The organism is Bradyrhizobium sp. AZCC 2176 (genome assembly GCF_036924645.1).
Lineage (GTDB): Bacteria > Pseudomonadota > Alphaproteobacteria > Rhizobiales > Xanthobacteraceae > Bradyrhizobium.
On sequence record NZ_JAZHRX010000001.1, the window covers coordinates 2,053,479 to 2,069,019 of the forward strand.

Below are 15,541 nucleotides of genomic sequence, written 5' to 3' on the forward strand. Positions count from 1 at the left end.
CCTCGTATGCTTAATTCCCGAAAGCGGAGAGTTCGCGCGAGAACAGCGACGTCCCATGAGCGCCCAAAAGGCGACGGTCGGGTTTTGGTGACCGCCAACCTCCCATCTGGTTTGCTCGCTGGGGGTCAAGAGTCTGGGGGTCAAGTCCCCTCCCGACCATCGTCAGTGCGCCAACTTCTGCCGCGCATTTGGCTTGTGGTGAGTGCCGAATCGCTCGACCATAGTTGCACTCGCCTCGTTCAGGCCGATCACCTCAACATGCGCTCCGTGGCGACGAAGCTTCAGAACTATATCGTCTAGCGCTCCGATTGCGGTGATGTCCCAGAAATGCGCGTCACTCACGTCAATGCAGACGCGCTCGGGGACGTCCTGGTAATCAAATGCATCGACAAGGCTATTGGAGGACGCGAAAAACACCTGCCCGGTTACAAGATAGGTGATCTCGACCGTCTTCCGACAGCTCGGTGACGATCCCGAGCAACCGGGCAACTTTTGCGGCAAAGAAGACACCGCTCAGGACGACCCCGGTGAGAACACCCATCGAAAGGTCGCCTGTGGCCACCACGACCACGACGGTTGCCAACATCACCACGCTTGAACTCAATGGGTGCGACCGCAAGTTGGTGACGGACGACCAGTTGAAGGTGCTGATCGAGACCATGATCATAACAGCAACCAGCGCCGCCATCGGGATTTGCTTGACCCAATCGCCCAGAACAACGATCAGGAACAGCAGGAATGCACCGGCGAAGAATGTCGAAAGTCTCGTCCGGGCACCAGCGGTGACATTGATCACCGATTGGCCGATCATCGCACACCCGCCCATCGCGCCCAGGAAGCCCGTGACGAAGTTGGCGACACCCTGGCCGACGCATTCCCTGTTCTTGTTGCTGCCCGTGTCGGTCATGTCATCCACGATCGAGGCGGTCAGAAGGCTCTCCAGCAATCCCACCGCAGCCATCGTCAACGAATAAGGCAGGATGATCTTCAGCGTCTCCAGATTGAGCGGGACCTGAGGCACCGCGAAGAAGGGAAGGGTTGACGGCAATTCACCCATATCTCCGACAGTGCGCAGCTTGATGCCGGAATAGATCGTGAAGCCAGTCAGGACGACGATGCTGACAAGCGCCGACGGCACCCGCTTTGTGACGTACGGGAAAAGATAGATGATCGCGAGGCCGACGCCAACCATCGCGTAGGCTTCCCAACCGACGTGCATCAGCTGCGGCAACTGGGCCAGGAAGATCAGGATGGCAAGAGCATTGACGAAGCCAGTCATCACCGAGCGCGATACAAACTTCATCAGCAGACCGAGGCGCAAGGCTCCGGCCACTATCTGGATCGCACCCATGAGGACCGTGGCTGCGAACAGGTATTGCAGGCCGTGGTCTCGCACCAGCGTGATCATGAGAACGGCTGTAGAGGCGGTTGCCGCCGAGATCATGGCCGGTCGGCCACCTACGATGGCGGTTACGCAGGCAATCGAGAAGGAGGCGTAGAGGCCGACCTTGGGATCAACGCCGGCAACAATCGAGAACCCGATTGCCTCTGGGATAAGCGCCAGTGCGACGAGCGCGCCTGACAGCAGTTCGGTCGGGATGTTCGTCAGCCACTCGCGGCGCAACGATTGGAGGAACTTCATTCTTAGAACCAAAATGACCAGCGCGGCGACGGGCAATGCCCTGTCGGCCTTGATCAGGCGCGTGAAAATATAGGCCGACAACAGGCGGGCCGGTTTCAGAAAGGCAGAAGCGGCAATCCACGGGGCCGCCCCAAGGGTGCGCGCAACGCCGCCACCATCGCATGCGAACGGCTGCTTGACGGTCAGGCGGCGGCGTTGACACAGAAAGCCATCCAGATGGCGCTATCAGGGGACAATGTAGCGCTTCGGCTCTGCCTCGACCGAATTTGCCCGCCGCGCAAAGATAGACCGACGATGTTCCACTTGCCGCCGATCACTAGTGCCCGTGCTGCTGCCGATCTCATGGCCGCCGTCACGGAAGCGGTGGCGGCCGGTCATATCACGCCGGGTGGAAGCTGGCGAAATTGGCAAGCTGATCGATGTCTACGTGAAGGCGTATCAAACCGCCGAACTGGACGACCGTATCGCGCGTGTTGAGCAGTTGAGCGACGCCGAACTGATGCACATCGCCGCAGGCGGGTTGACGGACGCCGTGTCTACGCAGCGACCTCAGAAACTAATGCTTCTCAATTCGCGCTGATAAGGCTGGGTGTGCCCTGCCAATGGTAGGCAATTCAACGCGCCTTCGTCTTGGGATAATTATCCCTCCTTCTCGACGCAAGCGGCCGTCGCGCCCCCACTCATCATGCAGTTCCGCCAATCGATGTCCTATCTGAACGGTGGTGTCGATGGCGCCCCGCGAGTAAATGAACGAAATTGGCGGCCGGAACGTCTTGTTGGCTCTTTCCGCGATGGGTGACCCGAAGCGGAACTTGCCATAAACGTCAGGGATTTCATCGGCGAATTGAGACAACGAACAGATTAGAGCGATCCGCCCGAACACTCCGCTCATGGTCAATGCGTTTTCACTTGGCGGCGTGTCCAATCCCATGGGCCAGTCTTTATGGTCTGGATCGTTGTTGCGTATCAGCGCAACTGCCAACACCATGTCATTGCGCACTTCGTTAAAGGCCTCAGACGTGACCACTCGCTCACGGAGCGTGTAGCGGCGTGTGTAAACACCTTCCGGCTTATTGGTTCTTGCCGTCCATTGAAGGTCCCTCAAACTTCCACAGCCAGCGCACGAGAAGTTCAGCGTCATCCTCGCTGATGGCTGCTTCCCGATCCAGTTCGCGGAATATCTCAGCCACCCGACCTTCTAGGGCATTCCCAAAACCTTCGTTGCATTCCTGGCAGAGCGGAATGGTTGCCTTGTCCGGGTCAATGGTTTGCTCGTCGAGCCACGTAATGCCCTCGTGGTGAACTTCGGCGTGTTCAATCAGCCATTTTGGAAAAAAGTGTTCTTTGGTCATCCTTAGACCAACCCGGTCGCAGCCAGAGCAACGTAGTCTCAGCAGTCGCAGCGATTTACGCTCGACCGCCTGTGCCTTGCGGCGCTCATGTCGGTTCATTTGGCTCCCAGCTGCCTCCCCTCGGGCAGGAAAATATTCGAATTGGAACGCAGTATTCATTCAGCAAGGACAACGTATATCTGGGCCCACAAGGCCTCATTCCTCTGGGAAGAATTCGTCATCAATTTTTTTGTAGTGCAACGTCTCGACAATGCGAACACCAACTGAATGATGGATCATCAGCCGCGCAAGCATATCGCCGTTGATTAAGACGACCTTATATTCATGGCGCTTCGCAAAATCTTCTGCGGGTCGCGTGAAATATGACGTCGTCACGAAAACGCCTTTCGAAGCCTTGTTTGCGCCAAGGCTTCCGCAGAAATTTCGGACTTCGGGTTCGCTGACTGCCGTGTTGGCGTCGTATTTTTTTGCCTGGATGTAGATGCGGTCAAGCCCAAGCTGATCTTGATCGATTACTCCGTCAATTCCCCCGTCACCTGTTTTACCAATTGCTCGGCCCGCTTCTACGCGTGAACCGCCGTAGCCCATCTTCAACAGCAATTCGACCACGAGCCTTTCAAAGAAGGCTGGCGATGCTGCGCATATGCGTTCAATTAATTCGCTCGCAAGTGCGCTCTCGACTTCCTTGATGGTGGAGCGCAGCAATTCGTCGGGCGTGCTCTTAATTAAGACTTCCTCTCCAGATGGAGAAGCGACGGGGGATGCCGAAGGGGCGCCATTATTCCCGCCAACAAATGCATTGAATTCGTCGAACCGCCTCAAAAATTTAGCGTCAATACGTTCAACGTTCTCGGCAAGCACGCCACGCCCTCGATCCGTGATCTTGAAAAAGCCCCGCCTAGTCCTCGCCAGCAATTTTGCTTGGGAAAGATAGGTCTTCGCCCAATGAACCCTATTGTTGAAAACTGGTTGCTTGCCGCTGGGCAGTAGTTCATCGCGCTCCGAATTGGTGAGCCTAAATTGCGCTGCTAATGCGCTGACCACCTCGGAAACGCGATGTTCATTGTCGTCGCTTGCCAGTTTTAGCACTGGCAACATCAGCGATTGATAATCGGGGATTGGCACGGGCGTCTAACCTGCTGCTGCGCGTTCGCGGATCAGCGCCAGCGCGGCGTTGATTGTCTCGGCTGCTGCTTCGAGAGCAATGATTGCTGCATGGGCGTCGCGACCCGCGATGTAAGGTCCGGGCGGAGGCAGTTTGTCGTCGGGCGCTGCGACAATTTCCCGGAATTTCGCCCCGGTTGCAATGTCGTTGATCCGTCCGGGATTTACACCGAACCACGCCGCTATGTCGTGCTGCCGATCGCCCCTTGCTATCATGCCCTTCGCAATTGCTGCGTCGATCGCCGTTAGCGAAATGCCGCTCGGCTCTGCCCTTGCCATTCCGTGCCCCCACTACCTCCGATGGAACCGCACATTATTGGCTCAGCGGCCGGAAGCGCCGCAAGGCAAAAAGGGCTTTCTGGGGACAATTGCGATTGGGGACCTGATTGGGGACTGCCTCACCAGTTCGGAATAAAAATCCAATTATATCAATAGCTAACCGATCGCCTCTGGCGGAGAGAGTGGGATTCGAACCCACGGTACGGTTTCCCGCACACACGCTTTCCAAGCGTGCGCCTTAAGCCACTCGGCCATCTCTCCGGAGGCCTCCTCTTGAAGGGACAGGACTGATTTTGCAAGGGACGCCGGGCGCGGTCGCCAAAATTTCTCCAATTCATTGAATTTATTTGATAATTTTGATCGCTCGCCATCGGATGAATGGCGCCTTGTCGGACCTTGAACCGGAATCCGGCCACGATCGACGACGATAAGTGGCAACTGTTTCGGCGGAGGACGGCATGATGATCGCGCGCGCGCTTCAATTCTCCATCCTGGCATCGGCACTTGCGCTAGGCGCCGCCGGCCCGGCGATGGCGCAGTCCTGTACCCGCCAGGGCGTGGACGTGACCTGCGACGACGGCAGGCGCGGAATATTCGCGGGCGAAACGATCATCTGGGCGGACGGCACGCGATCGAACCTGGCCTCGCCGCATCCGAGCGTCATCATCGGCAACAAGTCGTCCGTCGTCATCGGTCCCGGCGTGTTCGTCGGCAAGGGCAATGGTTACGTGCCGATGGAAAATCCGAGCGCGCCGAACAAGGCGCGCTGCCCGGTGCTGGATGGCGTGTCGTATTGTCATTGAGATGAGTGCTTGGACTCCCCCATGGTGAGAAGCGCGTAGCGCGTCTCCGGACGATGCTGCGCATCGACGGGAGCACCATGAGGCCACAGACGGGCCTTCATCCTTCGAGGCGCGGGCGTCGGCGCCGCCCCTCAGGATGAGAGGAGATAGCTTGCCAATTCTAGTGATACCGCGCGCCGTTATGGGTGCCGGAGCGCAACGGCCACAGCGCGGGCTCGGTCACCACGGGCGCCAGTTCTTCCCGGTCCAGCTGGCTTTCGCGCAGCGCGTCAGTGAAGTCGGCGAACCATTGCTGGATCGTATGGCCGCGCAGCTTCGCCATCATCGCTTCCCAGCGCATCCGCCGTTCGGTCAGCGGCATCGACAGCGCGATCGCAATGGTGCGCGCCATGCCGTCGATATCGTGCGGATTGACCAGCAGCGCAGTATCGAGCTCGTTGGCGGCGCCGGCGAATTTCGACAGCACCAGCACGCCGGGGTCGACCGGGTTTTGCGCGGCGACATATTCCTTGGCGACCAGATTCATGCCGTCCTGCAGCGGCGTCACCACGCCGACCTGCGCGGTGCGATAGAGACCCGCCAGCACGGCCTGGCCGTAACCCTTGTTGAGATAGCGGATCGGCGTCCAGTCGACCTCGCCATGCATGCCGTTGACGTCGCTGACGAGCTTGGCGACCTCGCTCTGCAGGTTGCCATAGGCCTCGATCGCGCCGCGCGAGGGCGTTGCGATCTGCAGCAGCGACGCCGTGCGCGCCAGCGACGGATGTAGCGTCCACATCCGGTCGAACGCCTTGATGCGGTTGATCAGGCCCTTGGAATAATCCAGCCGGTCGACGCCGATCGCGAGCTTCTCGCCGTTCAGGCTGCGCCGCAGCCGCGAGACGTCCGGATGGGTCGACGCCCTCGTCGCCAACTGGGCGAATTGCTGCGGATCGATGCCGATCGGAAATACCGCGGCGCGCGTCCGGCCGTGGCGCGAAATGATGACGCCGTCATGCACGACGAGGCCGAGGTCGGCCTGCGCGTAAGACAGGAAGTTCTCGCAATCTTCCTCGGTCTGAAATCCAATAAGATCATAGGCCAGCATCGCCTCGATCAACTCGCGATGATGCGGCACGCCTGATATCACCGAGCGCGACGGCCACGGTGTATGCAGGAAGAAGCCGATCGGCTGCGTGACGCCGAGATCGCGCAACTCAGCGCCAAGCGCGAGGAAATGGTAGTCCTGAATCCAGAACCCGGAATCTGGTTTTCGGAATCGCAACAGCGCACGCGCCATGAAGGCGTTCACTTCGCGATAGCTGAGATAGTCCTCCTGCGAGGCGCGGATCAGATCGGCGCGCGAATGCAACGCCGGCCACAACGCGGAATTCGCAAAGCCTTCGTAATAGCCGCCGTAATGCGCGGCCGGCAGATCCAGCATCGCCAGTGCGCCGGCGCCAAGCGCCTCGATTTCAGCGAAAGGTTCCTTCTGGTTCCCATCGCGGACCCGTCCGCTGGAACCGACCCAGATCGCGCCCGACTTCTCGACGATCGGCAACAATGCCGCCGCGAGTCCCCCCGTCATGGGTTCATTGGGTTTTCCGCGCGAAACGCGGTTTGAGACGACGACGAGGTTCACCAAGTCCCCTCCTGTTGGTTCGCTCGCGTTAACAACCGTTCATCAATATGGTTCCTGATCACCCTTTCAACGAATTGAAACCAAATTCGGGCTGCGGCGTGCAGGAACTCACCGGAACTCACGAAAAATAAAATTTACCGCGAACCTCGGCATCAAGCGTGAGAATCTGTGTTCGAAAGCCGTCGAGACGAAAAACATTATGGCAGTGATGCGTCCCTTTCGTCATCAAGCAGGTGTGCAAGGAATTCCCTGACATCGCTAGGCGCATCGAAGTGTCCGGCAACGCCCTTGGCGCGGCGGCCGACGGAGAAAGCGAGGCCATCGAGATCCGGCATGATCGCAAAAACGGTCTCGTCGGTGACATCGTCGCCGATGAAGAACGGCCGGCGGCCCTTGAAAGGCTCGCGCGTCATCAACTCGCGCACGCCGCTCGCCTTGGTGAAGCCGGAATGCTTGATCTCGCAAACGCATTTGCCGGGCAGCACCTCGATCGGCGCGTTGGGCAGATCGGCCCTGATCAGCGATACCGCGGCATAGATCGCCTTCTCGGCGTGCGGCGCGAGGCGATAATGCAGCGCCAGCGAGTAGCCCTTGTCTTCCAGCAATATTCCGGGGCTGAGCTTTGCGATCGCCGCCAGCCGGCGCTTCAGCTCCTTGTCCATCGGCGGGGCGTGGGCTGCCACCGACTCGCTGTCGGCTTCGATCCGCATTTCGGCGCCATGGCCGCCGACGGCCGGAAACTGATCGGGCGCAAAAATCAAATCGATATCATTGAGCGAGCGTCCACTGACCAGTGCCAGCGCGCCGCTGGTTCGCACCAGCAGGCGATTCAAGGTCTTCGCCAGGCCCGGCGGCACCCAGACTTCGCGCGGCGTCGGCATCAGATCGAGCAGCGTGCCGTCGATGTCGAGCAGGATCGCGGTTTCGCTCAAGTGCGGCACCAGCGAGCTCGGCACCGGAACGGTCTCCGGCGCGGCGTCGTCTTCGCGGACGATATCTTCTTCCAATGGCATTTCCAACAGATCCTCATTCATCTCATCCTACTCCACAAATGCGAGCGGCCGTGCGACAGATTCGAGCGACTTGCGCTCGGCCGCGATGGCGTATTTCCAGGCCACGATGGCGGCCACGATCATCAATGTCGACCCGAACAGGTAACCGGCGAAGACACTGTTGCGCGATCCGGTATCGACCAGCGCACCGAATAGCGCAGGCCCCGCCACGCCGCCGATGCCCGTTCCGATCGCGTAGAACAGTGCAATTGCCAGCGCGCGCACCTCCAGCGGAAACGTCTCGCTGACGGTGAGATAGGCGGCACTCGCCGCCGGCGAGGCAAAGAAGAAGATCACCATCCAGGCGATGGTCTGGGTCTGCGCGCTCAGGACACCGATCGAGAACAGATAGCCCGACAGCGCGAGCAGGACACCCGATACGCCATAGGTGGTCGCGATCATCGCGCGCCGGCCCAGCGTGTCGAACAGGCGGCCAAGCAGCAGCGGTCCGAGGAAATTGCCCGCCGCAAAGGGCAGGATGTACCAGCCGACATCATTTGACGGGATACCGAAGAAGTCGGTCAACACCAGCGCGAAGGTAAAGAAGATGGCGTTATAGAAGAACGCCTGCGACGCCATCAGCACCAAGCCCACCAGCGAACGCTGCCGGTACCTCGTGAACAATGTATGCGCCACTTCTCCAAGCGGCGTGTGGCTGCGCATCTTCAGCCTGATCTTCGGGAAGACCTCGTCGGCCGGATGATCCGAATGTCTTGTCGATGCCCTCTCGATATCGTCGACGATCGCGTGCGCCTCCTCGGGACGGCCGTGGATCATCAGCCAGCGCGGGCTTTCCGGAATCCACATCCGCATCACGAAGACGATCAGGCCCAGCGCTGCACCGATGAAATAGGCCAGCCGCCAGCCGAGATCCGGTGCCAGCACCTTGGGATCGAGCAGCACGATGGCGGCGACCGCGCCGATCGCGGCGCCAATCCAGAAGCTGCCGTTGATCACCAGATCAGTCCAGCCGCGATAGCGCGCCGGCACCAGTTCCTGGATCGTCGAATTGATCGCGGTATATTCGCCGCCGATCCCCGCGCCGGTCAGGAAGCGAAACAGCGCGTAACTCGCCACGTTCCACGACAGCGCGGTGGCTGCTGTTGCAGTGAGATAGAGCGCGAGCGTGATGAAGAATAGTTTCTTGCGCCCGATCCGGTCCGTCAGCCAGCCGAAACCAAGCGCGCCGAGCACGGCGCCCGCGAGATAGGCGCTGTTGGCGAGGCCAACATCGAAATTCGAAAATTGCAGCGTCGGGCTTTCCTTCAGCGCGCCCGACAAGGCGCCGGCCAGCGTCACTTCCAGCCCATCCAGAATCCATGTGATGCCGAGCGCGGCGACGACACGGGTATGAAAGCCGCCCCAGCGCAAGCAATCGAGCCGCGCAGGGATGCTGGTCTCGACGACGCCGTGGTCATCCTGCCGCAGAGAAGTGGAAGCACTTTCACCCACTGCAGCACCCTGCCGTATTGCTGTCACATCCATCGGATTGGACATCAGATTGGACCAATGAAAAACACCCCGGAACGCCCCAGCCCCAGGGTTTTCACGTCAAATTGCGGCAAACTTGATGCCCGCCACCAAGATAACACCCTCGCGGGATGGGGGTTCCGCGGGCATTCGCATAGCTAAATTGCATAGCTGTCGCAGTGAGCAGGCACTCGCAATGACGTGGCGATTAGTGACATTGCGAAGAACGACAAGGGAACCGAACGATCGGACGTCTGTTTTCGGCAAAACAAGAAATCAAAACAAGAAATGGAGCCGAACATGGCCGAACGCAGCAAGACCACACGCCCGCGGAAGACCGCGGCCCGCAAAAGCAGCCGCACGATAACCGCGAAGAAATCATCGCCAAAGCGATGGTCGCAACGGGTAACACAGGAAAGCGACGCACTCGATCTTAAACGCGGCGTCTTCAAGCTGACCAGCGCAAAGAAAATCGCGGCATCGCTCAAGCGATCCGCCAAACATAGTTCGCGCCGCAAGGCCGGCGCCTATCGTTCGGCGCTGTCGATGCTGACCTTCTATATCAACCGCGCCGGCAAGACTTTGCCCAAGACGCAGCGTGCGCGGCTGGAGCGCGCGAAGGTGGAGTTGAAGCAACAGTTCGGGAAAGACTAGTTTCGACGCTGTCCCTGCCTAGTGCGCAATTGCGCACGGGCGCAGGGGCGACGACAGAGTGCAAACGTCCTCACGCCGCCCTGATATTTGCCATGAAGCGGTCGAGCTCTTCGCGCAGGCGGGTGCTTTCGCTCGACAGCGTGCGCGCCGAATTCAGCACTTCCTCAGACGCCGAGCCGGTTTCGGTCGCGCCGCGATTGACGTGCATGACGTTGGCGGCGGCCTCCTGCGTGCCTTGCGCGACATTCTGAACGTTGCGCGCAATTTCCTGCGTCGCCGAGCTCTGCTGCTCGACGGCGCTGGCGATCGTCGAGGCGATGTCGGAAATTTTTCCGATGGTGCCGCCGATCTCCTTGATCGCGGCGACCGATTCCTGCGTCGCGCCCTGCATGCCCGAGATGTGATTGGAAATTTCGTCAGTTGCTTTCGCCGTCTGGCTGGCAAGCGATTTGACTTCCGATGCCACCACGGCAAAGCCGCGGCCGGCATCGCCCGCACGCGCGCCGCCTCGATGGTAGCATTCAGCGCCAACAGGTTGGTCTGCTCGGCGATCGCCGTGATCAGCTTGACGACGTCGCCGATCTCCTGCGCAGCGCGCGAAAGTTTGCCGATCCGCCCGTCGGTCTGTTCGGCCTGACGGACGGCGGATTCCGCAATCTGGCTGCTTTCCTTGACGCGCCGCCCGATCTCGTCGACGGACGCCGACAATTCCTCGGTCGCTGACGCTACCGACTGCATGTTGGTGGAGGCTTCCTCCGAGGCGCCGGCGACCTGGCTCGACAGGCTTTGGGTGGTTTCAGCGGTGCGCGTCAGTGTGCCTGCCGCGGCTTCGAGCTGCACGGCTGACGAAGAAACGTTGGCGACGATGGCGCCGACCGCTTCTTCGAACTCGTCGGCGAAACGAATGAGTTCGGCGCGGCGCGCGGCGCTCGCGGCCTTGTTCTGCGTTTCCTGGGTGGCGGCGTCGCGCTCGGCGCGGGCGATGGCCTGCACCTTGAACTCCTCGACCGCGCTCGCCATCTCGCCGAGCTCGTCCTTGCGGCCGAGGCCGGGCAGCACGACTTCGAAATTGCCGGCCGCGAGTTTGCGCATCGCGTTGCACATCGCCGTCATCGGACGGGAAATGCCCTTGCCGAGCAAGAAAGCCCAGACACAGCCGAGCAGGAAGCCGCCGGCGGCGAGGATTGCGATCAGCCGTTCGGTCTCGCCGATGGCCGTATCCGATTCGGCTTCGAGCCGTTTCTGATCGGCCAAGAGGTCCGACTTCATCGCGCCCGAGCCCTTGTTGATGGCCGCGGCCGACTCCGTCATCTCCAGCGTCAGCTCATCGATCTCCTTGGCATTATCGACCAGCTTCGTCAGCGCTTTCTGATATTCTTCGAGCAGACTCGAGATGTCCTGAACTCCTTGGCGAATCTTGTCATTGTTCGCCGGGATCGCCTTCAACGAGTTGCCGAGAAATTTCAACCGCGCGAGTGCGCTGGATGCGACTGTCTTGTCCGAATTGATGACGAACGTATTGGCCAGCCCGACCACGGCCTGAAACTCATCAGCCACTTTTTTAGCGCTGAAGGTGACCGCCTGAAGCTCGGATTCATCGGCGTCACTGGGCAGATCGTCGAGCTTGTAGTAGAGCGACTGGCCGCTGCGCATGAGTTGGTTCTGCGCGATCCGCGCGCTCTCGTCCTTGACCTTGAGGATGTCGGCGAAAATCTTGGTGAAGGCGCGGAACTCCCGCTCCAGTTTCGCGACCTGCTCGAGCCGCGTCGGATTGGTGGTGCTCTTCATCGAGGCGATGATCGCTTCCTTCAGATTGGCTTCGGCCGCCAGCGCGGCCTTGCCGTCCTCGTCCTTCCCCGTCGCCACGAAATAGCGAGCAAGCGACCGGTAGGAGATCAGCTCGCGATCGATGTCGCGCGCCAGATCGGCTTCCTGCACGCTGCGCCGGTAGGAATCCACCCCGGCCGAAACACGCTCGAATCCAAGATAGGCAAAACCCATGCTGGCGGCCGAAATCGCCAGCACGACGGCAAAGCCGAGCATGATCTTGGCGCGGAACCGCAGGGTTGGGAGCCTGAAAGACGAACCGCCACGTTTCAGAAATCGCACGTCATCCCCCCGTTTTCGTTCTGAAAAACAGGCATCGGGAGGCCCACCCCCCAATCCGGTGCGCAAACTTAAGGCAGAATGGATAAGGGTGCGTAAATCTGGGCAAAAGTTGCAGGGGGCCTCGGACGATCGTCCCAGGCTCACCCTCGCCTGGAGGGGTCCGAGACGAGCGAAGCTCGCTCGAGGGTAGGCTCACATTGAGCAAAGCGAAATGTGAGACGGGGTGGGGTGATCTCTCCACTCGGACACTGTTGGATGTGGAGAGACCGTCACCCCACCCTGGCGCGCATCTGGCGATGCGTGCCGACCCTCCCCCTTCAGGGGAGGGCAGGAAATTCGTCGAGAGTTTTCCTCACGCCCGCGCGCGGCGAATGTCATCACAATGACGGGCCCCATCAAAATCTTGGTTGCAAGTTCCGGCTCCGCTGTTTCTAATTGGAATAATTATAAAACATTGGGGAGGTACCACGCGTGTCTACAGTCAAGCTGACGGTAAACGGCAAGGCCGTCTCGGCCGAGGTCGAGGACCGGACCCTTCTTGTCCATCTCCTGCGCGACCATCTGAACCTGACCGGCACCCATGTCGGCTGCGATACCAGCCAGTGCGGCGCCTGCGTCGTCCATATCGATGGCCGGGCGGTAAAGTCCTGCACCGTGCTGGCCGGCCAGGCGGCCGGCTCGAACGTCACCACTATCGAAGGCATCGCAAAAGGCGACGAACTGCACCCCATGCAGGCGGCGTTCCGCGACAATCACGGCCTGCAGTGCGGCTACTGCACCCCGGGCATGATCATGTCGGCGATCGATATTGTGCACCGCCATAGCGGCAAGCTCGACGAGGCGACCGTCCGGCACGAATTGGAAGGCAATATCTGCCGCTGCACCGGCTACCACAACATCGTCAAGGCGGTGCTCGATGCGGCCGGGCGCATGAAGGTCGCGCAGGCGGCGGAATAAAGCCGCCGGCCAGCAATTTTTCGAATTCAACACCGCGTTTCGATGGAATCGCGGGAACAATAACTCCGGTTGGGAGGACAGGACATGGGCGTTGAAGGCATTGGCGCAAGCGTCGTGCGCAAGGAAGATCGCCGTTTCATTACCGGCAAGGGCCGCTACGTCGACGATATCAAGCTGGTGGGGATGACCCACGCACACTTCATCCGCAGCCCGCATGCGCATGCCAAAATAAAGAGCATCGACACCTCGGCGGCAATGAATATGCCGGGCGTGGTCGGGGTGCTGACCGGCCAGCAACTCGTGGACGACAAGATCGGCAATCTGATCTGCGGCTGGGCCATTACCTCCAAGGACGGCACCGGCATGAAGATGGGCGCATGGCCGGCGATGGCGCCGGAAACCGTGCGCTTCGTCGGCCAGGCGGTTGCGGTCGTGGTCGCCGAGACCAAGAACCAGGCCAAGGATGCGGCCGAAGCCGTGGTCGTCAACTACGAAGAGTTGCCCGCCGTTCCGGACATTCGCGCCGCGATCGCGCCGGGCGCACCGCAGTTGCACCCGGAAGCCCCGGGCAATGTAATCTACGACTGGACCATCGGCGACGAAGGAGCAACGGACGCTGCCTTCAAGTCAGCGGCCAATGTCGTGTCGCTCGACATCACCAACAACCGGCTGGTGCCGAACGCGATGGAGCCGCGTGCGGCGATCGCGGAATATAACGAGCCGGAAGAGCATTTCACGCTCTACACGACCTCGCAGAATCCGCATGTCGCCCGCCTGGTGCTGTCGGCATTCTACAACATCGCGCAGGAGCACAAGCTTCGCGTGGTGGCCCCCGACGTCGGCGGCGGCTTCGGCTCAAAAATCTTCATCTACCCTGAGGAGATGGTAGCGCTATGGGCCTCCAAGAAGGTCGGCCGTCCGGTGAAGTGGACAGGCGATCGCAGCGAAGCCTTCCTCACCGACGCCCACGGGCGCGATCACCTGACCAAGGCGGAGATGGCGTTCGACAAGGACAACAAGGTCACCGGGCTGCGGGTGAAGACCTACGCCAACCTCGGCGCCTATATGTCGCTGTTCTCGTCGTCAGTGCCGACCTATCTCTATGCGACGCTGCTGTCAGGCCAGTACAACATCCCGAACATCTTCGCCGAAGTGATCAGCGTCTACACCAACACCGTGCCGGTCGATGCCTATCGCGGTGCGGGCCGCCCCGAGGCAAGTTTTGTGGTGGAACGGCTGATGGAAACCGCGGCGCGGCAGTTGAAGGTCGATCCGGCCGAACTGCGCCGCAAGAACTTCATCACGCAGTTCCCGCATCAGACGCCGGTGATCATGGCCTATGACATCGGCGATTTCGGCGCTTCGCTCGATGCGGCGATGAAGGCGATCGACTACGCCGGCTTTCCGATCCGCAAGGCGACGGCCAAATCCGAGGGCAAGCTGCGCGGCATCGGCATCTCCTGCTATATCGAGGCCTGTGGCATCGCGCCGTCAAAGGCGGTCGGCAGCTTAGGGGCCGGCGTCGGCCTGTGGGAATCTGCGGAAGTGCGCGTCAATCCGGTTGGCACCATCGAGATCCTGACGGGCTCGCACAGCCACGGTCAGGGCCACGAGACGACGTTCTGCCAGCTCGTTGCCGAACGCCTCGGTGTTCCGATCAGCCAGGTGCAGATCGTGCACGGCGACACCGATAAGGTGCAGTTCGGCATGGGCACCTATGGCTCGCGCTCCGCGGCCGTCGGCCTCACCGCGATCCTGAAGGCGATGGAGAAAGTCGAATCGAAGGCCAAGAAGATCGCAGCCCATCAACTCGAGGCATCCGAAAACGACATCGTCATCGAGAACGGCGAGTTCAAGGTCACCGGCACCGACAAGTCGATTGCGCTGCCGATGGTCGCGCTCGCCGCCTACACCGCGCATAACCTGCCTGACGGCATGGAGCCGGGCCTGAAGGAGGGTGCGTTCTACGACCCCACCAACTTCACCTTCCCGGCCGGCGCCTATATCTGCGAACTGGAAGTCGATGCCGCCACCGGCAAAACTTCCTTCGTCAACTTCGTGGCGGCGGACGATTTCGGGCGGCTGATCAACCCGATGATCGTCGAAGGCCAGGTCCATGGCGGCCTTGCCCAGGGCATCGGCCAGGCGCTGCTGGAGGGCGCGGTGTATGACGCTTCCGGCCAGCTCGTGACCGCATCGTTCATGGATTACACCATGCCGCGGGCTGACGATCTGCCGTCCTTCAAGCTGTCGCACACGACCACGCTGTGTCCGGGCAATCCGCTCGGCGTCAAGGGCTGCGGCGAAGCCGGCGCGATCGGCGCTTCGGCTGCCGTCATCAACGCGATCACGGATGCAATCGGCAACAACAAGCTCGAAATGCCGGCGACGCCCGATCGCGTCTGGCATGCGATTCACGGCTAAGAGGAGCAAGCATC

Annotated in this window: 11 protein-coding genes, 1 tRNA gene and 3 pseudogenes; 6 read left to right on the forward strand and 9 right to left on the reverse strand. The window is 60.6% G+C overall.

Features of this window, described 5'->3' with window-relative positions:
* Positions 1–162: 162 nt before the first annotated feature.
* Positions 163–1,642, reverse strand: a pseudogene (locus V1288_RS09415) (SulP family inorganic anion transporter).
* Between the two features lie 69 nt (positions 1,643–1,711).
* Between V1288_RS09415 and V1288_RS09420 the strand changes: the two are divergent.
* Positions 1,712–1,858: pseudogene (locus V1288_RS09420) on the forward strand (DUF5681 domain-containing protein); the annotation flags it as partial.
* Between the two features lie 109 nt (positions 1,859–1,967).
* Complete coding sequence (locus V1288_RS09425) at positions 1,968–2,222, forward strand: hypothetical protein (RefSeq protein ID WP_334356773.1); 255 nt, start codon at positions 1,968–1,970, stop codon at positions 2,220–2,222.
* A 490-nt stretch (positions 2,223–2,712) separates the two neighbouring features.
* On the opposite strand, the gene V1288_RS09430 is transcribed toward V1288_RS09425, so the two are convergent.
* From V1288_RS09430 to V1288_RS09445, 4 genes are all read right to left on the reverse strand, one after another.
* Positions 2,713–3,093, reverse strand: a complete 381-nt coding sequence (locus tag V1288_RS09430) for a hypothetical protein (RefSeq protein ID WP_334356774.1) — start codon at positions 3,091–3,093, stop codon at positions 2,713–2,715.
* A 96-nt stretch (positions 3,094–3,189) separates the two neighbouring features.
* Positions 3,190–4,119, reverse strand: a complete 930-nt coding sequence (locus tag V1288_RS09435; RefSeq protein WP_334356775.1) for a restriction endonuclease — start codon at positions 4,117–4,119, stop codon at positions 3,190–3,192.
* A 6-nt stretch (positions 4,120–4,125) separates the two neighbouring features.
* Positions 4,126–4,437: a hypothetical protein gene (locus V1288_RS09440; protein WP_334356776.1), complete on the reverse strand. Its 312-nt coding sequence runs from the start codon at positions 4,435–4,437 to the stop codon at positions 4,126–4,128.
* A gap of 171 nt (positions 4,438–4,608) precedes the next feature.
* Positions 4,609–4,698: transfer RNA gene (locus tag V1288_RS09445), tRNA-Ser, on the reverse strand.
* 197 nt (positions 4,699–4,895) lie between these two features.
* Here V1288_RS09445 and V1288_RS09450 point away from each other — a divergent pair.
* Positions 4,896–5,240 carry a hypothetical protein gene (locus tag V1288_RS09450; protein WP_442893934.1) on the forward strand — a complete coding sequence of 115 codons (345 nt, stop codon included), beginning with the start codon at positions 4,896–4,898 and terminating at the stop codon, positions 5,238–5,240.
* A gap of 160 nt (positions 5,241–5,400) precedes the next feature.
* Here the strand turns inward: V1288_RS09450 and V1288_RS09455 are convergent, their stop codons facing one another.
* The 3 genes from V1288_RS09455 to V1288_RS09465 all read right to left on the reverse strand — a co-directional run bounded on the left by V1288_RS09455 (position 5,401) and on the right by V1288_RS09465 (position 9,410).
* Positions 5,401–6,861 carry a trehalose-6-phosphate synthase gene (locus V1288_RS09455; RefSeq protein WP_334356777.1) on the reverse strand — a complete coding sequence of 487 codons (1,461 nt, stop codon included), beginning with the start codon at positions 6,859–6,861 and terminating at the stop codon, positions 5,401–5,403.
* 197 nt (positions 6,862–7,058) lie between these two features.
* Positions 7,059–7,895 carry a trehalose-phosphatase gene (gene otsB / locus V1288_RS09460; protein WP_334356778.1) on the reverse strand — a complete coding sequence of 279 codons (837 nt, stop codon included), beginning with the start codon at positions 7,893–7,895 and terminating at the stop codon, positions 7,059–7,061.
* Positions 7,896–7,901: 6 nt separating this feature from the next.
* The gene (locus V1288_RS09465) at positions 7,902–9,410 is read right to left on the reverse strand and encodes an MFS transporter (protein WP_334356779.1); all 1,509 of its coding nucleotides are present in this window, start codon (positions 9,408–9,410) and stop codon (positions 7,902–7,904) included.
* A gap of 273 nt (positions 9,411–9,683) precedes the next feature.
* Between V1288_RS09465 and V1288_RS09470 the strand changes: the two genes are divergently transcribed.
* Positions 9,684–10,037 carry a DUF3175 domain-containing protein gene (locus V1288_RS09470; protein ID WP_334356780.1) on the forward strand — a complete coding sequence of 118 codons (354 nt, stop codon included), beginning with the start codon at positions 9,684–9,686 and terminating at the stop codon, positions 10,035–10,037.
* Positions 10,038–10,107: 70 nt separating this feature from the next.
* Here V1288_RS09470 and V1288_RS09475 read toward each other — a convergent pair.
* Positions 10,108–12,080 (reverse strand): annotated as a pseudogene (locus V1288_RS09475) (methyl-accepting chemotaxis protein).
* 537 nt (positions 12,081–12,617) lie between these two features.
* Between V1288_RS09475 and V1288_RS09480 the strand changes: the two are divergent.
* Both V1288_RS09480 and V1288_RS09485 read left to right on the forward strand, forming a co-directional pair.
* A complete protein-coding gene (locus tag V1288_RS09480; protein ID WP_334356781.1) occupies positions 12,618–13,103 on the forward strand; it encodes a (2Fe-2S)-binding protein in 486 nt (161 codons plus the stop codon).
* An 84-nt stretch (positions 13,104–13,187) separates the two neighbouring features.
* Complete coding sequence (locus tag V1288_RS09485) at positions 13,188–15,527, forward strand: xanthine dehydrogenase family protein molybdopterin-binding subunit (protein ID WP_334356782.1); 2,340 nt, start codon at positions 13,188–13,190, stop codon at positions 15,525–15,527.
* Positions 15,528–15,541 lie beyond the last annotated feature (14 nt).